Below are 19349 nucleotides of genomic sequence, written 5' to 3'. Positions count from 1 at the left end.
CCCATGAGCACCGGGAGAGCCGACAGGAGGCGCACCGCCGTTCTCGCGTCGGCTCTCCTGGCGCTGGTGACCAGCGGATGCTCCACCGAGCCGCCGGCACCCACCCTGCCGGCGGCGGCAGCATCCGTTGTTCCAACCGTCTCACCCTCCGCTCCACCACCCACGCCCGCCATCGACGTGCCCACGGTCGATGCGAGCCTCGCCAACCAGCCGGGCGCGGCCGCGGCGCCCACGCGCGTGCGCATCCCGTCGCTCGCCATCGACATGGCCGTCGAATCCGCCGGGATCGACCCCGCCGGGTCGATGGCACTGGCGGCCAACCCCGACATTGCGTCGTGGTATCGCTTCGGCCCGGCGCCGGGTGCCGGCGGGGCCACGGTGATCGCCGCCCACGTGGACTCCCTGCAATACGGGCTCGGCCCGTTCGGGCGGCTGACCGATGCGCCCGCCGGCACCGAGATCACGGTGCTGGCCGCCGACGGCGTCGAGCACCGGTATCTGGTGGACGCTGTGCAGTCCACCGGCAAACCCGAGGTGCCGTGGCCCACAATCTTCGACCGCACCGGGTCGCCACGCCTCACCCTCGTGACCTGCGGGGGCGAATTCAACTACACAACGCGCCAGTACCAGTCGAACATCATCGTCACCGCGCTACCGGTGCCGTAGGCAGAGAGTCGCTATGCTGATGGGCACCACCCGCGCGGCGTCACCGGCCACCGACCGGAGAACCGTACACCCAGGGTCATATCTCGCGCATTGGAGCCATTTTCAGCCCGTGACACCGCTCGACGACACCTCCGGCCACGACGGCGTGGATAGCGCCAGCGCGACCGACGACGGTAACGCCCTTCTGGAGCTGGACCGGCGGCTCGTTCAGGGTTTCCGCGACGGTGACGAGCGCGCACTCGCCGAGGTGTACGCCCGCTGGTCAGCGCTCGTCTTCACGGTCGCCGTCAGGTCGCTCGGCGACCGGACCGAATCCGAGGACGTGGTGCAGAAGGTCTTCATCGCCGCTTGGCGAGGCCGGCACACGTTCGATCCCGACCGATCTCGCTTGCCCGCCTGGCTGGTGGGAATCACCCGGCACGCCGTCGCGGATGCCCACGAGGCACGCGCCCGGCGCCGCGCGGTGGAAGACGCGGCCGCCGCGCACGCGGCGCTCGTGCAGCCAGACGACTCGATCGCCGTGGTCGAGCAGGTGCTGATGAGTGAGGAACTCGAACGGCTGGAGGCGGTTCCTCGGCAAGTGATGAGGCTGGCCTTCTACGATGATTTAACGCACGTGCAGATCGCCGACAGTCTCGGGCTGCCGCTCGGCACCGTGAAGAGCCACATCCGCAGAAGCCTGAACCGTCTCAAAACCCGACTGGAGGTGAACTATGACGCATCTTGATCCCGACGACCTCGCCCTGATCGCCCTCGCGGAGCTCACGGCCACCCCGACGGAACGGGGCCACCTCGAGGCCTGCACCGAGTGCGCCAACACCCTCCTCGCCCTGCAGCACACCGTCGACGTGGGGCGCGCCGGCCCGGCCGTCGAGCTCGTCACCCCCGATCCTGCGGTGTGGGGGCGCATCCGCTCTGAACTGGGCCTGTCTGATGCGCTGGCTTCCGTTCCCACGCTCACGGATGCCGCGCACCACTCGCGCGAATCGGCACAGGTTCCCGACCTGTCGGCGCCGCCCGTGCAGGCTCCGGCGGTCGCTCCGCAACCGGCCGCGGAACCAGCCGCGCAGCCGGCCCCGGTCGTGGCGATTTCCCGCCCCCGTCGCCTGTGGATTCCGCTCGCCGCCGCCGCAGTGCTCGGCCTCGTGGCCGGGTACGGGGCCGGCAACTGGTTGCCCGACTCCGGTGACGGGCGGTCCGTTCTCGCCCGCGCGGAGCTCGAACCGCTCCCCGGCTGGAGCGGAACCGGGGAGGCGCTCGTCGAGGCGACATCCTCCGGCCAGCGCGACGTGCTTGTCACGCTGGGCCCCATCGACGCCGCATCACCGGAAGCACCCCTGCGCGAGGTGTGGCTGCTCAGCGCGGATGCGACGAGGCTGGTGAGCCTGGGTTTCCTCACCGGCACAACAGGGCGGTTCGTGATCCCCGCCGAAATCGACCTCGCGGCATACCCGCTCGTGGATGTGTCGGCCGAGCCCAACGACGGCAAGCCCGCGCACTCGACCGACTCGATCGTGCGCGGCGAACTCCACTCAAGCTGATGTGCAGACCCAGCCCCGCACCCGCCTGCGTGGCGGGTGCGGGGAGCTGTTACAGGGTGTTGCCGAGCTTGAAACCGGCGACGGTGTCGTCCTGACGGGTGTACGAGAAGCCGTCGGCGCCCACGGTGACGGCCATCTCGGACGGTTCGTCGCGCGCGACCACGGGCTGCGGGGTGCCGTCGAGGTCGAGCACGAGGGAGGCATCCGTGTACCAGCTCGGCACGACGGGGTTGCCCCACCAGTCGCGACGCTGGTTGTCGTGTACGTCCCAGGTGACGACGGGGTTGTCGGGGTCGCCGGTGTAGTAGTCCTGGGTGTAGATCTCCACCCGGTGGCCGTCGGGGTCGCGAAGGTACAGGTAGAACGCGTTGGAGACGCCGTGCCGGCCCGGTCCGCGCTCTATCAGGTCGCTCTTGCGCAGCGCGCCGAGCTTGTCGCAGATATAGATGATGTTGTGCTTCTCGTGCGTCGCAAACGCGATGTGGTGCATCCGCGGCCCGTTGCCGCCGGTGAGGGCGGTGTCGTGCACGGTGTCCTTGCGCCGCAGCCACGCGGCGTAGGTGACGCCGTCGGAATCCTGGATGTCCTCGGTCACCCGAAAACCGAGGTCTTCGAGGTAGCCCCGGCCGAGGCCCACGTCGGGCGTGACCTGGTTGAAGTGGTCGAGTCGCACGAGCGCGCCCGGTCCCTGCAGGTCGTAGCGCCAGGCGAGACGTTCCACGTGCTCCACGGCGAAGAAGAACTCGTAGGGGAACCCGAGGGGGTCTTCGACGCGGACGCTGTCGCCGATGCCTTTCGTGAAACCGCCGCTGCGCCGTTCGGTGCGGCAGCCGAGCTGCTTGTAGTAGGCCTCGGCGAGGTCGACGTCTTCGGGGGAACGCACGCGGTAGGCGAACGCCGAGACCGCCGCGACCGGGCCGACGCGCAGCACGAGGTTGTGGTGGATGAATTCTTCAAAGCCGCGCAGGTAGATCTCGGTGTCGGTCTCCTCGGTGACGACGAGGCCGAGGATGTCGACGTAGAACTCGCGCGACTTCGCCAGGTCGGTCACGACAAGGTCCATGTAGGCGCAGCGGAGAATGTCCGGGGCCGGAACGGTGGGAGTGGGAATGGTCATTGTGTTCTCCTCGTTGAGATGTGGTGCGTTCAAGCGCCGAAGCGCGGGGTGTGTACCGGGCCGAGGCTGATGTGAACGGCCTGTTGGTCGGTGTAGAAGTCGATGGAACGGTACCCGCCCTCGTGCCCGAGCCCGGAGGCCTTCACACCGCCGAACGGGGTGCGCAGGTCGCGCACGTTATGCGAGTTGAGCCACACCATCCCGGCGTCGATGGACTGCGCGAACGTGTGCGCGCGCACGAGGTTGGTGGTCCAGATGTACGCGGCCAGCCCGTACTTCACACCGTTCGCGAGTTCGAGCGCCTCGGCATCCGTGTCGAAGGGGGTGATCGTCACGACGGGGCCGAAGATCTCCTCCTGGAACACCCGCGCCGTGGGCGGCACGTCGGCGAACACCGTCGGCGACACGTAGTTGCCCTCCGGCAGGTGCGACGGGCGGCCGCCGCCGGCAAGCAGGCGGCCCTCGGTCGCGCCGATCTCCACGTAGCTCATCACCTTGGCGTAGTGCTCCGGATGCACGAGCGCGCCCACCTCGGTCTTCGGGTCGTGCGGGTCGCCGACGACGATGTTGCGGGCGCGGGCGGCATAGCGGGCGCAGAAATCATCGTAGACGGAGCGCTCCACGAGAATCCGGCTGCCGGCCGTGCAGCGCTCGCCGTTGAGGGAGAACACGCCGAACAGGGTCGAGTCGATGGCGGCGTCGATGTCGGCGTCGGCGAACACGATCGCGGGTGACTTGCCGCCGAGCTCCATCGACATGCCCTTGAGGTTGACCGCGCAGTTGCGGTAAATCGTCTGGCCGGTGGTCGTTTCGCCCGTGAAGGAGATGAGCGGCACATCCGGATGCTTGACCAGCGCGTCGCCGGCCTCCTCGCCGATGCCGTTGACGAGGTTGAACACGCCGTCGGGCACCCCGGCGGCGGCGAAGATCCCCGCCCACAGGCTCGCCGACAGCGGCGTGAACTCGGCCGGCTTCAGCACCACGGTGCAACCGGACGCGAGCGCGGGTGCGAGCTTCCAGCTTTCGAGCATGAACGGGGTGTTCCACGGAGTGATCAGCCCGGCGACTCCGACCGGCTTGCGGTTGACGTAGTTGATCTGCCGGCCGGGCACCTTGTAGGTGTCGTCGGCCTGGGCCACGATCAGGTCGGCGAAGAAACGGAAGTTTTCGGCGGCGCGCTGCGCCTGGCCGAGCGCCTGTGTGATCGGCAGGCCGGTGTCGAAGGTTTCGAGCTCCGCGAGGCGGGCGTCTTGCGCTTCGACGGCGTCGGCGATGCGGTGCAGCACCCGGGCGCGGGCACGCGGCAGCATCCGGGGCCACGGCCCGTTGTCGAAAGCCTCTTTGGCCGCGGCGACGGCGAGGTCCACGTCGGCCTGCTGGCCGGCGGCCGCGGTGGCGTAGGTCTGGTTCGACACCGGGTCGAGCACGTCGAAGGTTTCGCCGTTGACGCTGTCGACGAATTGTCCGCCGATGAAATGACGGATGCTCGTGGGCAGGTCGGCGGGCACATAGTGCGCCTGGGTGGTCACGTCGTCGGCGCTCATTTGTGGGCTCCGGTGAGGGTGAAACCGGCCGTCGGCGTGAGGTACTCGGAACCGGCATTCATCAGTGTGCGGATCTTGTCGATGCCGCCCGGGGTGGGGTCAATCAGCGGGGGGCGCACGAAGCCGCTCTCGATCAGGCCGCGCTGCTGCATCACCCATTTGCCGGGGGCCGGGTTGGTCTCCACGAACAGCAGGTCGACGAGGGGGTGAAGGCCGTAGTGGATCTCGCGGGCACGGGCGAAGTCGCCCGATTCCCACGACTCGAACATCTCGGCGACGGCGGCCGGGGCGATGTTGGAGGTGGCGCTCACGAAGCCGGCGCCGCCGAGAGCCATCAGCGGCAGGCAGAGCAGTTCGAGGCCGCTCCACACGAGCAGCTCCGGGCCGCACAGGTGCAGCACGCGGGAGAAATGTTCGAAGTCCTTCGTGGTCTCCTTCACCCCCACGAAGTTGTCGAAGTCACGGAACAGGCGGTGCACGGTCTCGGGTGCGATGTCCACGGCCGTGCGGCTCGGCACGTTGTACGCCACGATCGGCAGGTCGGGGAACTCCTCGCAGACGGTCTTGTACCAGACGTACAGGGCCTCCTGGGTGGGGCGGGCGTAGTACGGCGTGATGATCAGGGCGGCATCGATGCCCGCGTCACGTCCGGCGGCGGTGAGTTCGAGCGTCTCGTCGAGCTTGGTCGACCCGGTGCCGGCCATGAAATGCACGCGCTCGTTGTTGGCGGCGGCGACGGTGCGGATCGCTTCGGCGCGTTCGGCGATCGTCTGCGAGCTCGGTTCGCCGGTTGATCCGCCGATGGAGAGACCGTGAGAACCGGATGCGATCTGCCAGTTCACGAGGTTGGTCAGCCCCGCGTGGTCGACGGCACCGTCCGCGGTGAAGGGGGTCATGAGCGCCGCGATGGATCCGCGGATCAGGCTCGGGTTGCTGCGAAACTTCATGGTGTTGTCCTTCCGGGGAGGGTGTCGGTTGCTGGTGCGGCGTGGCGGGTCATGGGGTCACCGGGGCGGCGTCACGTGAGGCGAGAAACGCGTCCAGGGTGGCGAGCCGGTGGTTGCGGGCGGCGAGTTCGATGTCGAGCGGGGGCGCACCGCGTTCAATCAGGTCAAGCAGATGTTCATGCTCGGCGACGGATTCCGCCGCCCGGCCGGGAACGAACCCGAACGTGGACTCGCGCAGCACCGTGAGCCGGTTCCAGCCGCGGTGCACGAGGTCGAGAATGTGCGGGTTGGGGCAGGCGCTGTACAGCTCGGCGTGGAACTCGCGGTTCAGGGCGGTGAACCGCACCGGGTCGAAGTGCGTGAGTGTCTCGGCGAGGTCGGCGTTGATGCGCCGGGCGCGAGCGAGGGCATCCGGGGTCAGCAGCGGGGCCGTCAGGGCCGTGGCCATGCCCTCGACGAGGCCGAGCGTCTGCATGGTGTGCTGGTATTCGGTGGGGTCGGGCATCGCGACCTGGGCGCCGACGTTGCGTACGAACGTCACGAGGCCCTCGGCCTCGAGTCGCCGGATGGCTTCGCGCACGGGCACGGGGCTCATGGAGATTTCACGGCCGATCTGGTCGAGCACCAGCCGGTAGCCGGGGCCGAACGTGCCGTCGTTGATGCGGGTGGTGAGCCAGTCGTAGGCGAGCTGCGCCTTGCCGACGACGGGCGGCGCCGTTATGACGTCGGGTGCCATGACCGGTACCGTTCCTTCCATGCCGCGTTCATCGGGTACAGGCCGTCGACGCCTTCGCCGCCGGCGACCATCTGGGCGATGAACGATTCTTCCCGCTCCTGTTCGATCGCGGCGGCCACGAGCTCCTCGACCAGGTGCGGCGGAATCACGAGCACTCCGTCCGCGTCGCCGACAATGACGTCGCCGGGCTGCACGGATGCCCCGCCGCACGCGATTGTCAGGTCGACGTCCCAGGGAACGTGCCGGCGGCCGAGAACGGCGGGGTGAGCGCCGGCGTGATACGCCGGCATCTCCAGGGCCTCAACCGCGGCGAGGTCGCGCACGCCGCCGTCGGTCACGATGCCGGCCGCACCGCGCACCTGCGCTCGGAGGGCGAGGATGTCGCCGACCGTGCCGGTGCCGGTCTCGCCGCGGGCCTCGATCACCAGCACGTCGTCGGGATTGAGGCCGTCGAACGCGCGCTTCTGCGCGTTGTAGCCGCCGCCGTGGGACGCGAACAGGTCTTCCCGGGTGGGGATGAAGCGCAGCGTGCGGGCCCGGCCCAACATCCGCTGGCCGGGATGGGTGGGGCGCAGACCATCGATGCTCATGTTGTTGAAGCCGCGTTTGCGCAGCTGGGCGCTCAGGGTCGCGGTTCCGACACTGTTGATTCGGGCCTTGGTCTCCGGCGTGAGCTGGAACGGCGCGGGGGCGTCGCCCGGTGCGGCAAGTCCCGCGGCCGCGGCCGAGCCCCAGGCCTCGGCGCGCTGGTGGTCGTCCACCCGGGGCCGGGCCCCCCAGGCGCCGAGCTCGACCTCACCCTCGACGACGGGAGTGACGAGTCGTCCGCTGCTGGGGGAGCCGGGCGCGTCGGGGGCGTCCACCTCCACCTCGACCACGTCGCCGGGCCGCACCACGGATGCACCGGCGGGGGTTCCGGTGAGGATCACATCACCGCGCTCCAGAGTGATGAGCTGGGCCAGGTCGGCCACCAGCTGGCCGAAGGGGAAGAACAGGTCGGCGCTCGTGTCGTTCTGCACGAGCTCACCGTTGACCCAGGTGCGCAGGCGCAGCGCAGTGGGATCGAGGGAATCCGCGGCGAGCACGAACGGGCCCACGGGGGTGAAGCCGTCGCCCCCCTTGGAGCGCAGGTTCGACCCTTTGTCGGCGTAGCGCAAGTCGTAGACGCCGAAATCGTTCGCGGCGGTGACGCCGGACACGGCGGCCCAGCCGTCTTCGGGGCGGATGCCGCGCACGCGGCTCCCGATGACCAGCGCGATCTCACCCTCGAAGGCGAGCAGTTCGCTGCCTTTCGGCCGCACGACGGCGGTGCCGGAGGAGGAGACGCTCGTGCCGGGCTTGAGAAAATAGGAGGGCTGCTCGGGAACCCGGCCGCGCTGGGCCGCGCGGGACGGATAGTTGACGTGCACGGCAATCACCTTGCCGGGCCGGCCGGTGAACGGATTCGGTTCGTCTGTCATGGCATCCTCTCGCAGCACTGCGGTTTATATATGAAACCATATACGATCCCCGGGGCGGTGTCGAGGTGTTAACGAAAGTCACCGCCCCCGATTTCGGTGGTCGCTACGCCGCTTACGGTAGCGACCGCCGAGAACGGGGGCGGTGAGGGTGGTGATGCTAGTCGTGACTGACGCCGAGCGGTATGCCGCGGGTCTCTTTCACGAGCGAGACCGCCACGAACGAGATCGCGGCGAGAACCATGAGGTAGATGCCGATCGACGTGCTCTGCCCGGTCTTGTCGAGCAGCAGCTGGGCGATCAGTGGCGCGAAAGCCCCGCCGAGGATGGCACCGATCGCGTAGCCGATGGAAACCCCCGAGTAGCGCACCTGGGCGGGGAACATCTCGGCGTACAGTGCGGCCTGCGGGCCGTACGAGAAGCCGAGTCCGCTGGCGAGCACGACCAGCGCCACGGCGAACCAGAGGATCTCACCGGTGTCGATGAGCAGGAACATCGGGATGGACCAGAGGAAGAGGAAGGCGTAGCCGAGCTGGAAGGTGCGGATGCGCCCGATCTTGTCCGAGAGGATGCCGCCGGCCATGGTGGAGGCGAGCCAGAAGACGGCGGCGACGGTGCTCGCCACGAGCACGGGTGAGCGGTCCATGCCCAGGCCGCCGACCTCGGCGGGCTTGGTGGCGTACGAGGCGAAGAAGGCGATCAGAATGTAGCCTGCCGCGTTGTTGGCGATGAAGATCAGGGCGGTGAGGATCACCTGACGCCAGTGTCCGCGGAACAGCTGCGCGAGCGGAGCGGCGGACTCCTTCTTGCGCGCCTGCATCTCCTTGAACACCGGGCTCTCGTCCACGGACTTGCGGATGACGTAGCCCACCAGGATGAGCAGCACGGAGACGAGGAACGGGATGCGCCAGCCCCAGCTGAGGAAGGCCTCCTCGCTCATCGACGTGGTCACGGCAAGCATCACGCCGGTGGCGAGGATCAGCCCGACCGGGACACCGATCTGCGGGTAGGCGCCGAAGAAGCCACGCTTGGTCACCGGGGCGTGCTCCACGCTCATCAGCGCGGCCCCGCCCCATTCGCCGCCGGCGGAGAAGCCCTGCACGATGCGCAGCACGATGAGCAGGATGGGGGCCCACACGCCGATCTGGTCGAACGTCGGAAGCAGTCCGATGAGTGCGGTGGCCGCACCCATCATGACGAGGGTGAAGACGAGCATGGCCTTGCGGCCGAGGCGGTCACCCAGGTGCCCGGCGACGACCGCGCCCAGCGGGCGGAACAGGAAGCTGATTCCGAGCGACGCCCAGGCGACGAGTTGCGCCAGCGGGGCATTGTCACCGGCGAGCGGGGCGAAGAAGAGCCCGGCGAGCACGAGACCGGCGGCCTGCGCATAGATGAAGAAGTCGTACCACTCGATCGTGGTGCCCACCATGGTGCCCGCGAGAACACGGCGCTCCTCGGAACGTTTGGCGCTCGTCGGCGCGAGTTCGGTCGTTAAGGCCATGGAATACTCCTATGTATTTCACTGGGGAACAAGGGGGGTGTTGTTGCAGCTCAAAGTCGTCCGGTGAAACCGGCACGTCGGCAGTATGGCACGCGCGGACCGAATTACCTACCCAACGGTAAGTATTGTTTTTGCGTACGGTCACACCCGGTAGATTTGAGTCACAGGATTTCGAGGAGGCAGAATGACACAGGTCACAGATTTGCGGGACGCCGAAGCAGAGCTGCTTGCGCACGTACCGAACAAATTGTTCATCAAGGGAGAATGGGTCGAGGCATCCGCCGGCCGCACCCTCGACGTCGTCGACCCGGCCACGGGCCGTGTCATCATGACGATCAGCGACGCGAGCGTGGCCGACGGCGCAGCCGCCCTCGATGCCGCCGTCGCGGCGCAGGCCGATTGGGCGGCAACGGCGCCGCGGGTGCGCGGCGAGATTCTGCGTCGCGCGTTCGACCTGTTGCAGGAGCGCAAGGAGCAATTCGCCCTGCTGATGACCATGGAGATGGGCAAGCCGCTCGCCGAAGCACGCGGCGAAGTCGCCTACGGCGGTGAGTTCCTGCGCTGGTTCAGCGAAGAGGCCGTGCGGATCAGCGGTCGTTACGGAGCGAACCCCGAGGGCACCGGTCGCATGATCGTGTCCCAGCAGCCCGTCGGCCCGTGCTTCCTGATCACCCCGTGGAACTTTCCGCTGGCCATGGCCACGCGCAAGATCGCCCCGGCTCTCGCCGCCGGCTGCACGGTCGTCGTGAAGCCCGCGGAGCTGACCCCGCTGACGACGCTGCTCTTCGTGGCGTTGCTCGAAGAAGCCGGGCTCCCCGCCGGCGTCGTGAACGTGATCACCACGTCGCAGTCGGCCGCCGTTTCCGGGCCGATCATCGCCGACCGTCGCCTGCGCAAGCTGAGCTTCACCGGGTCGACCCCGGTGGGCAAGGCACTCATCCGTCAGTCCGCCGAGAACGTGCTGCGCACCTCGATGGAACTCGGTGGAAACGCCCCGTTCCTGGTGTTTGCCGACGCCGACCTCGACAAGGCCGTCGAGGGCGCCATGGTCGCCAAGTTCCGCAACATCGGCCAGGCGTGCACGGCGGCGAACCGCTTCCTCGTGCACGAGTCCGTCGCCGACGAGTTCGCCCGCCGGGTGACCGAAAAGGTGAACGCGTTCGTTGTGGGCCGCGGCACGGAAGACGGCATCACGATCGGACCGCTGATCAACGCCGCGGCCGTCGACAAGTCCGACGCCCTCGTGCAGGACGCCCTGTCACGCGGCGCCGTGCTGCACACCGGCGGTGCCGCCATCGAGGGACCCGGGTCGTTCTACGCCCCGACCGTGATCAGCGGCGTCACCGCGGGCAGCGACATCCTCGAGGAGGAGATCTTCGGTCCCGTGCTCGCGATCACGACCTTCGCCGATGACGACGAGGCGGTGCGCCTGGCCAATGACAGTGACTTCGGCCTGATCGGTTACGTCTTCACCGCCGACTTCGCTCGTGGCCAGCGCATGATGGAGCGTCTGGAGACCGGGATGCTCGGGCTCAACACGGGCGTCGTGTCCAACGCGGCCGCACCGTTCGGCGGTGTCAAGCAGTCCGGGCTCGGCCGTGAGGGCGGCCTCGAGGGCATCCGCGAGTACCTCACCACGAAGTACACGCTCACGCCGGACCCCTTCCTGGGCTAGCCGTCGGTAGTACCGGCACCCTCCCGCGCGTCGGGAGGGTGCTCGGTAGACTGGGCGGATGCCCATAATCGAGATTGCCGACCTGAGCGATCCGCGGCTCGTGGACTATGCCCACCTCACCGATGTTGCCCTCAAAAAGGCGCGCGGCACCGAGCACGGGCTGTATATAGCCGAATCGGCATTGGTTCTGGAGCGCGCATTGCGCGCGGGGCATGAACCCCGTTCGGTGCTGGCCCTCGGCAACACCGCCGAAGAGGCCATGGCGGTGCTCGGGGACTGGGCGGACCGCGTGCCGGTGTTCGTCGGACCGGGCGATCTGCTCGCCGAACTCACCGGTTACATTCTGCACCGCGGCGTCATCGCCGCCATGCACCGCCCCGCGCTGCCAGACCCGGAGACGCTGCTGGCCGACGCCCGCCGCATCGTCATTCTCGAGAACGTGTCCGATCCCACCAATGTGGGCGCCATCTTCCGCTCCGCCGGGGCCATCGGTGCCGACGCCATCCTGGTGACGCCGCGCTGCTCCGACCCGTTCTATCGCCGGTCGATCCGGGTGTCGATGGGCACCGTGCTGCAGGTGCCGTGGACGCGTGTCGGTGACTGGGCATCCACCCGGGAACTGCTCAGCCGGCACGGTTTTCACGTGGCCGCGCTCGCCCTCACCGAGGATGCCGTGAGCCTGCGGGACTTCCACGGTCGCGACCACGAACGGCTGGCCCTGCTGCTCGGCGCCGAGGGCGACGGGCTCACCCCCGATGCCCTCGCGGCATCCGACAGCGTCGTGCAGATTCCGATGAAGCACGGCATCGACTCACTCAACGTGGCCGCGGCCAGCGCCGTCGCCATGTGGGCGCTCTCCGGCTGAGCATCCGTCTTCCGCGTTCCGGGTGGCTGCGTTCCGCGTGCCGAGTTCCGCGCGCGTTGCCCGTGTCCAACCGGTTCCGGGTACCTGGCACCGACGGGACAGCAGATCCCGCCGGTCGTCGCGACGGGGCCACCGAGGCCGACGGCACCGCCCCTGTTCGCGGACCGGCCTCACCGGCCTAGGCTGGTCGCATGAGCAACGAAGCTGTCATCGTCGATGTCGTTCGCACTCCCTCGGGCCGAGGCAAGCCGGGCGGTGCGCTCAGTACCGTGCATCCGGCCGACCTGCTCGCCGGAGTGCTCACCGACCTGCTGCACCGTAACAACCTCGACCCCGCCCTCGTCGACGACGTGATCGGCGGATGCGTCAGCCAGGTCGGCGAGCAGAGCTACAACGTGACCCGCACCGCCCTGCTGAGCGCGGGATTCCCCGATTCCGTGCCGGGAACGACCATCGACCGCCAGTGCGGATCCAGCCAGCAGGCCGCGACGTTCGCCGCGCAGGGCGTGATCGCCGGCGGCTACGACATCGTCATTGCGTGCGGCGTCGAATCCATGAGCCGCGTTCCCCTCGGCTCCTCGACGGGAGGGAACGACCCGTTCGGCACCCTGATGCACGAGCGGTATCCGTCCGGACTCGTGAACCAGGGCGTGTCCGCCGAGCTGATGAACGCCCGGTGGGGCCTCACCCGCGACGACCTCGACGCCTTCGCGGCACGGTCGCACCGGTTGGCCGCCGCCGCGGCGGCGCGGGGCGACTTCAGACGCGAAATCGTCGGCGTCACGACACCCGACGGGCGCACCATCACCGCCGACGAGACCATTCGTCCCGCCACGACAGTGGAGTCCCTCGCCGGCCTTAAACCGGCCTTCTACTCCGAGCACATGGCGGCCCGGTTCCCCGAACTCGACTGGCACATCACCGCCGGCAATTCCTCACCGCTCACGGACGGCGCATCCGCTGTGCTCATCATGAGCGCCAGCCGAGCAAAGGCGCTCGGCCTCACCCCGCGCGCCCGCTTTCATGCCGGCGTCGTCACGGGCAGCGACCCGCTCCTGATGCTCACCGGCGTCATCCCGGCGACCCAGCGCATTCTGCAGCGCACCGGCCTCGGCATCGACGACATCGACGTGTACGAAGTCAACGAGGCTTTCGCGTCGGTGCCGCTGATCTGGCAGAAGGAACTCGGCGCCGACCTGGAGCGGCTCAACCCGCGCGGCGGCGCCATCGCCCTCGGGCACGCGCTCGGCTCCTCCGGCACGCGCCTGCTCGGCACGCTGCTGAACGAACTTGAGGCCTCCGGCGGACGCTGGGGCCTGCAAACCATGTGCGAAGGCGGCGGCATGGCCAACGCAACGCTGATCGAAAGGTACTAAATGCAGATTGACGGATGCTCCGCTCTCGTTACCGGGGGCGCCTCCGGCCTCGGCCTGGCCACGGCCACTGCCCTGCACGCGGCCGGTGCCGCCGTGGTGCTGCTTGACCTGCCCGGGGCACCGGGGGAAGATATCGCCACCTCACTGAGCGAGACCGGACCCGCCGTGCGCTTCGTCGCCGGCGACGTGACGAGCGCCGGCGACGTGCAGACCGCCGTGGACGCGGCCTCCGCCCTCGCGCCGCTGCGCATCGTGGTGAACTGCGCCGGCATCGCTCCCGGCGCGCGCACCGTCGGACGCACCGGGCCGCTGCCGCTGCAGGATTTTGAACGTGCCATCCGCATCAACCTCGTGGGCACGTTCAATGTGATCCGGCTCGCCGCGGCGGCCATGCAGCTGACCGAGCCGATCGGTGGCACAGGTCAGCAGGGAACGGCCGAGCGCGGTGTCATCGTGAACACGGCATCCGTTGCCGCCTTCGATGGGCAGATCGGGCAGGCCGCGTACGCCGCGTCGAAGGGTGGCGTCGCGGCCCTCGCGCTGCCGCTCGCCCGGGAATTCGCGCAGACGCTCATTCGGGTGATGACGATTGCGCCCGGCATCTTCGACACCCCGATGCTGAAAGGCCTGCCGCAGCCGGTGCGCGATTCCCTCGGCGCGCAGGTGCCGCACCCGAGTCGCCTCGGGGAGCCCGACGAATACGCGGCCCTCGTGCGCCACATCGTCGAAAACTCCATGCTCAACGGGGAGACAATCCGCCTCGACGGCGCCATCCGCATGCAACCGAAATAGCCGCCCCGAGCGCCCGACCGGCGCGGCGAGGCCGGTTAGGCTCGGAGTAGCCGTTTAGAGGAGAAGTGCATGTTCATCGTGGGAATCATCATGATCGCGGCCAGCGCCGTGTGCTCGGTGGCCGCCGTGCGGCTGCTGTCGCGGGCGAACCCGGGCGCCCACATCCCGGTGTGGAGCAACCCGCCCACCCGCTCGCGGCTGGGCACCGGTCTCACGTTGGCGGCGGTCGCGCTGATGATCTGGGGCGGCAACCTCGCCGATGACGTGCTCGGCCCCTGGGTCTTCGTGACGTTGATCGTCGTCGTGATCGGTCCCTTCCTCGGGATGCGCGCCTGGCACAACCGCAAGGTCGCCTCCGCCGCCGCCGCCGCCGCCCACGTGTAGCCGCGCCTGTCTCGCCTCGTGCGCCCGAAACCGGCTCCTGCGGCCGGTATCGCGGCCGCACGTGCAGCTTTGGGCGCGCGTGCCGGGCCGCATCGCCAGTCCTCCATACGTGCCCGCGGCGGCAGTTCTGCACCGACGTCCCGCGCCCCGACGCCCGCGCGGCGACGCGGTGCGAACCTCGGGCCATGGATGACTTGCAGCGGGCACGTGAGTCCCTCATCTTCACGTGTGACATGGGGGCGCTCGGCCTCGACGACACCCGGCTGGGCCGCGCCGTGCGACGCGGCACCCTCGTTCGCCTGAAACACGGCGTCTACCTGGATCGCGGGGTCTGGGACGACCTGCGCGCGCCCGATCGCCATCGGATTCTGGCCACCATTGCCGAGCGCATGGCGGGTCCGGGCCTGGTGTTCTCGCACCACACCGCGGCCGCGCTGCTCGGGTTGCCGATTCTCGGCCGCTGGCCCGACCGGGCGCACGTGCTGCGCGATTGCGCGTCCGGCGGGCGGTCAACGACCGTTCTCTCCGTGCACACGGTCGGCCTCCGAGGGGTGCCCGTGCAAACCGTCGACGGCCTCACGGCGACCACGCCGCCCCGCACCGTGATCGATCTAGCCCTGACCCTGCCGTTCGATGCGGCCGTGGTGGCCACGGATGCCGCGGTGCTCGTCGATCGTCGCACCCGCCACTTCCTCACCACGGTCGACGACGTGCGTCACCTGCTCGAGGAGCTGTCCCCGCTTCGTGGAACGCGGCGTGTGCTGGCCGTGCTGGACGCCTCGACGCCGCTGTCGGAGTCGGTGGGTGAGACGCTCTGCCGGCTGATCATGGCCGAGCTCGGGTTCGCCCGTCCGGAGCTGCAGGTGGAGTTCCGGGATGCGGCCGGCCTGATCGGATTCGCCGATTTCAGTTGGGCCGGTCCCCGTCTCATCGTGGAGTTCGACGGCCTGGCCAAGTACAGCGATGAGCGGTTTCGACACGGGCTCAGCGCATCCGAGGTTGTGATCAGAGAGAAGCTGCGCGAGGACCGGCTGCGGGCGCTGGGCTATGGAGTCGTGCGCGTCATCTGGGAGCACTTGAAGGACCCGGCCCGGCTGTTCCAGCTGCTTATGAGGGCCGGGCTGGTGCCGGTGGGCCCGACCCGCATCGTCCGTCGCGGGTGGCTCTAACCGTGCCGACCGCTGGTGCGCCCGAAACCGGCTCGCGCGGGCGGTATCGCGGCGGCACGTGCAGGTTTGAGGCGCACGAGCCCCGCGGATGCCGCGGTGCCGCGCTACTCGGCGGCGTGGGCCTCCAGAAACTCGTAGACCTCCATGTCATCGACCCCGGGGAATGTGCCGGACGGCAGCGGGGACAGCACGTTCGCGTGCAGGCGCGCGCTCGGCCAGGCGCGTCCGGCCCAACGGGATGCCGCCTCCGAGTTGGGACGACGGCAACAGGATTCGTCGGGGCAGGTAGACACCGCCCGCTGCGTGGTTTCCCGCCCCCGGAACCACTTGGCGTGCGCGAAGGGCACGCCGACGCTGATGGAGAACTCACCGGCATCCGTCGCCCCGGTCTGCGTCGCCGACCAGAACGTTCCGGCCGGGGTGTCCGTGTATTGGTAGAACTCGGTCGTGCGGTTTGTGTGAGTGAACGCGCTGCGGCTCGACCACTGCTTGCAGACGAACTGGCCCTCGATTGAGCCGGTGACGTCGACCGGGAACGGCAGCCCGTCGTTTTCGTAGCCTTTCTGCAGCGCTCCGTCGTCGTTCACTCGCAGGAAGTGCAGCGGCATGTCGAGGTGTGAGCTGGCCAAGTTCGTGAGTCGCAGCGCCGCCGCCTCGTGGGTCACCCCGAATGCGTCCCGGAAGTCTTCGACCGAGAGCTCGCGTTCCGCCTTGGCGTGGGAGAGGAACGAGACGGCCGCGTCCCGCGGCATGAGGCACGCCGCCGCGAAGTAGTTGATTTCGAGGCGCTGCCACAGGAACTGGGCATAGCTGTCGGGGCGTTCGTGCCCGAGCAGCCGGTGCCCCATGGCCTGCAGCGCCATGGAGCGCAACCCATGGCCACCCGGGATCGAAGCCGGCGGCAGGTAGATGCGCCCGTTCACCAGGTCCGTCACCGACCGCGTGGAACTGGGCAGATCATTCACGTAGACCAGGCTGAAGCCCAGCTGTTCGGCCATCACGCTCACCTCGCGGTGGGTGAGGGCGCCGAACGTGTGACCGCTCATCTTCACCCGCTCCTCCACGAGCTCCTCAATCTCGGGCAGGTAGTTGCCGCGATCGCGCATGCGCTCGCGCAGTTCCGTGTTCGCGCGCCTGGCCTCCTCCGGTGTCGCGATGGCCTCGCTCGCGCGACGGGCGAGTTCGCGGTGCAATCCGAGCAGTGACTCGATTGCGGCCTGCGGCGTGCCCTTGGTGATCTTCACCTGCGGCAGCCCGAGCGCTCCGTAGAGGGGATTCTTCTGCGCGCGGTCGAGTTCGATCTCCATCGCCGCGCGGTTGTTGGGGGCCTCGCGGCTGAGCAGCTCGGCCAGATCAACGCTGAGCGCGGCGGCGAGGTCCTGCAGCGCCGAGAGTTTGGGTTCACGGCGCCCGTTTTCAATCAACGACAGCTGGCTGCCGGCGAGGTTCACGCGCTCGCCGAGCTGATCGAGGGTGAGGCCGCGTTGCGTGCGAAAGTGACGGATGCGATGGCCCAGGGTGACCAAATCGGATGCTTGAGGCGACATTCCTTAACAATAGCGAAAGAACACGTATTATTAACGCATGTTTTTCCGAATAGAAACAGAAAATGGGGGCAGTCTGGAGTCACGAGAGAAAATTACGCTCCCGAAGGCTTCCACTCGATCAATGTCGCTCGCAGGCGACATTGGAAAGGCCACACTATGACCCTGACCAGTTCATCCCCCCAGACCCACACGGAGACCGCAGTGAAGCGCACCGGAACCAGCGACCCCGCCCTTCAGTCCTGGGTACAGGAGATCGCCGCGCTCACGCAGCCCGACCGGATCGTCTGGTGTGACGGCTCGTCACGCGAGGCGCACCAGCTCTCCAAGGAACTCGTCGCCGCCGGTCAGCTCATTCACCTGAACCCGGAATGGCGCCCCAACAGCTTCCTCGCCCGCACCGACGCCAAGGACGTGGCCCGGGTCGAGGGACGCACGTTCATTTGTTCCACCGACGAAGCCGACGCCGGACCCACGAACAACTGGGCCGAGCCCACTGCGATGCGTAACGAACTCAAGGGTGTCTTCGACGGCAGCATGCGCGGTCGCACCATGTACGTCGTTCCGTTCTCGATGGGCCCGCTCGGCGGCCCCATCTCGCAGCTCGGCGTTGAGATCACCGACTCCGCCTACGTCGTACTGAACATGGGCATCATGACCCGCATGGGCGAGCAGATCATCAAGATGATCGAGGCCGGTGACCCCTGGGTTCACACCGTTCACAGCGTCGGATACCCGCTCGTCGACGCCAACGGCGTGTCGCGCCCTGAGGTGACGTGGCCCTGCAACGACACCAAGTACATCGTGCAGTTCCCTGAGGAGCGTGAGGTGTGGTCCTTCGGTTCGGGCTACGGCGGAAACGCTCTGCTGTCGAAGAAGACGTTCGCGCTGCGTATCGCGTCCGTCATGGGCCGGGAAGAGGGCTGGCTCGCCGAGCACATGCTGCTGATCAAGATCACCTCCCCGGAAGGCGGCACGTTCCACGTTGCCGCCGCCTTCCCGTCCGCGTGCGGCAAGACAAACCTGTCGATGTTGCAGCCGACCATTCCCGGCTGGAAGGTCGAGACCATCGGTGACGACATCGCCTGGCTGCGCAAGGGCGAAGACGGACGCCTGTGGGCGATCAACCCCGAGGCCGGCTTCTTCGGCGTCGCGCCCGGCACCGGCGAGCTCACCAACCCGACCGCCGTGAGCACCATGTGGGGCAACACGATCTTCACCAACGTGGCGCTGCGCGATGACGGAGACGTTTGGTGGGAGGGCCTCACCGAGAAGGCCCCCGATCACCTGATCGACTGGCAGGGCAAGGACTGGACACCGGCATCCGGTCGTCCGGCCGCGCACCCGAACTCTCGGTTCACGGTTGCCGCCTCGCAGTGCCCGTCCATCGCCGACGAGTGGGAAGCCGTCGACGGCGTGCCGATCGACGCGATCGTGTTCGGCGGGCGCCGGGCGACGAACGTTCCGCTGGTCGCGCAGGCGCGCAGCTGGAAGCACGGTGTGTTCATGGGCGCCACGATCTCGTCCGAGAAGACCGCGGCCGCCGATGGCATCGTGGGCGAGCTGCGCCGCGACCCGTTCGCGATGCTCCCGTTCTGCGGCTACAACATGGCCGACTACTGGTCACACTGGCTCAAGGTGGGCAAGTCCCTCGGCGCCAAGGCTCCCGCGATCTTCCAGGTGAACTGGTTCCGCAAGAGCGACGACGGTAGCTTCATCTGGCCCGGATTCGGCGAGAACGCCCGTGTTCTCGAGTGGATGGTTCGCCGCATGGAGGGTGACGCCGACGCCGTCGACACCCCCATCGGCCTGCTGCCCGCCGAGGACGGCCTCAACCTGGACGGTCTCGACCTGTCCGAGGAATCCCTGGAGCAGCTGTTCCACATCGACCGGACCAGCTGGTTGACCGAGTGCGACCTCACCGAGGAATACTTCGGCCAGTTCGGCGACCGGATGCCGCCGGCCCTGCTCGCCGAGCTGTCCAGCGTGCGCTACCAGCTCAAGAAGGACTAGCACCGCAGCACAAGGCCCCGTC

The 19349-nt window shown here is 68.3% G+C and carries 17 protein-coding genes; 10 read left to right on the top strand and 7 right to left on the bottom strand.

The window, feature by feature from the left end:
- Nucleotides 1-3: 3 nt before the first annotated feature.
- From AC1MB9_RS12405 to AC1MB9_RS12395, 3 genes are all read left to right on the top strand, one after another.
- Nucleotides 4-666, top strand: coding sequence for a class F sortase (locus tag AC1MB9_RS12405; protein ID WP_479962254.1), 663 nt, complete (start codon nt 4-6; stop codon nt 664-666).
- 109 nt (nt 667-775) lie between these two features.
- Nucleotides 776-1393, top strand: a complete 618-nt coding sequence (locus AC1MB9_RS12400) for an RNA polymerase sigma factor (RefSeq protein WP_479962253.1) — start codon at nt 776-778, stop codon at nt 1391-1393.
- Nucleotides 1380-2207, top strand: a complete 828-nt coding sequence (locus tag AC1MB9_RS12395) for an anti-sigma factor (RefSeq protein WP_479962252.1) — start codon at nt 1380-1382, stop codon at nt 2205-2207. The genes AC1MB9_RS12400 and AC1MB9_RS12395 overlap by 14 nt, the downstream gene beginning before the upstream one ends.
- A 49-nt stretch (nt 2208-2256) precedes the next feature.
- On the opposite strand, the gene hpaD is transcribed toward AC1MB9_RS12395, so the two are convergent.
- From hpaD to AC1MB9_RS12365, 6 genes are all read right to left on the bottom strand, one after another.
- The gene (gene hpaD, locus AC1MB9_RS12390) at nt 2257-3324 is read right to left on the bottom strand and encodes a 3,4-dihydroxyphenylacetate 2,3-dioxygenase (protein WP_479962251.1); all 1068 of its coding nucleotides are present in this window, start codon (nt 3322-3324) and stop codon (nt 2257-2259) included.
- 29 nt (nt 3325-3353) lie between these two features.
- Nucleotides 3354-4868: a 5-carboxymethyl-2-hydroxymuconate semialdehyde dehydrogenase gene (hpaE, locus tag AC1MB9_RS12385; RefSeq protein ID WP_479962250.1), complete on the bottom strand. Its 1515-nt coding sequence runs from the start codon at nt 4866-4868 to the stop codon at nt 3354-3356.
- On the bottom strand, nt 4865-5815 hold the full coding sequence (dapA, locus tag AC1MB9_RS12380) for a 4-hydroxy-tetrahydrodipicolinate synthase (RefSeq protein WP_479962249.1): 951 nt from the start codon (nt 5813-5815) through the stop codon (nt 4865-4867). Before dapA ends, hpaE begins: the two co-directional genes overlap by 4 nt.
- A 49-nt stretch (nt 5816-5864) precedes the next feature.
- On the bottom strand, nt 5865-6551 hold the full coding sequence (locus AC1MB9_RS12375; RefSeq protein WP_479962248.1) for a GntR family transcriptional regulator: 687 nt from the start codon (nt 6549-6551) through the stop codon (nt 5865-5867).
- Nucleotides 6533-8011 (bottom strand): fumarylacetoacetate hydrolase family protein, encoded by a 1479-nt coding sequence (locus tag AC1MB9_RS12370; protein ID WP_479962247.1) that lies wholly within the window; start codon nt 8009-8011, stop codon nt 6533-6535. The genes AC1MB9_RS12375 and AC1MB9_RS12370 overlap by 19 nt, the downstream gene beginning before the upstream one ends.
- A 157-nt stretch (nt 8012-8168) precedes the next feature.
- Nucleotides 8169-9509 (bottom strand): MFS transporter, encoded by a 1341-nt coding sequence (locus tag AC1MB9_RS12365; RefSeq protein ID WP_479962246.1) that lies wholly within the window; start codon nt 9507-9509, stop codon nt 8169-8171.
- 184 nt (nt 9510-9693) lie between these two features.
- On the opposite strand from AC1MB9_RS12365, the gene AC1MB9_RS12360 reads away from it, so the two are divergent.
- From AC1MB9_RS12360 to AC1MB9_RS12335, 6 genes are all read left to right on the top strand, one after another.
- On the top strand, nt 9694-11184 hold the full coding sequence (locus AC1MB9_RS12360) for an NAD-dependent succinate-semialdehyde dehydrogenase (protein ID WP_479962245.1): 1491 nt from the start codon (nt 9694-9696) through the stop codon (nt 11182-11184).
- Between the two features lie 58 nt (nt 11185-11242).
- Nucleotides 11243-12049, top strand: a complete 807-nt coding sequence (locus tag AC1MB9_RS12355; RefSeq protein WP_479962244.1) for a TrmH family RNA methyltransferase — start codon at nt 11243-11245, stop codon at nt 12047-12049.
- Nucleotides 12050-12240: 191 nt separating this feature from the next.
- Nucleotides 12241-13425, top strand: coding sequence for a thiolase family protein (locus AC1MB9_RS12350; RefSeq protein WP_479962243.1), 1185 nt, complete (start codon nt 12241-12243; stop codon nt 13423-13425).
- Nucleotides 13426-14217: an SDR family NAD(P)-dependent oxidoreductase gene (locus AC1MB9_RS12345; protein WP_479962242.1), complete on the top strand. Its 792-nt coding sequence runs from the start codon at nt 13426-13428 to the stop codon at nt 14215-14217.
- A 69-nt stretch (nt 14218-14286) separates the two neighbouring features.
- A complete protein-coding gene (locus AC1MB9_RS12340; protein ID WP_479962241.1) occupies nt 14287-14601 on the top strand; it encodes a hypothetical protein in 315 nt (104 codons plus the stop codon).
- A 185-nt stretch (nt 14602-14786) separates the two neighbouring features.
- Nucleotides 14787-15770 (top strand): type IV toxin-antitoxin system AbiEi family antitoxin domain-containing protein, encoded by a 984-nt coding sequence (locus AC1MB9_RS12335; RefSeq protein ID WP_479962240.1) that lies wholly within the window; start codon nt 14787-14789, stop codon nt 15768-15770.
- A gap of 104 nt (nt 15771-15874) precedes the next feature.
- Here AC1MB9_RS12335 and AC1MB9_RS12330 read toward each other — a convergent pair whose 3' ends face one another.
- A complete protein-coding gene (locus tag AC1MB9_RS12330; RefSeq protein ID WP_479962239.1) occupies nt 15875-17317 on the bottom strand; it encodes a helix-turn-helix domain-containing protein in 1443 nt (480 codons plus the stop codon).
- Between the two features lie 156 nt (nt 17318-17473).
- Between AC1MB9_RS12330 and AC1MB9_RS12325 the strand changes: the two genes are divergently transcribed.
- The gene (locus AC1MB9_RS12325; RefSeq protein ID WP_479962238.1) at nt 17474-19327 is read left to right on the top strand and encodes a phosphoenolpyruvate carboxykinase (GTP); all 1854 of its coding nucleotides are present in this window, start codon (nt 17474-17476) and stop codon (nt 19325-19327) included.
- Nucleotides 19328-19349: the final 22 nt, after the last annotated feature.

Source organism: Cryobacterium sp. AP27, from assembly GCF_056680495.1.
Note: the sequence above shows the minus strand (reverse complement) of the source record. Positions and strands in the feature narration are given on the sequence as shown.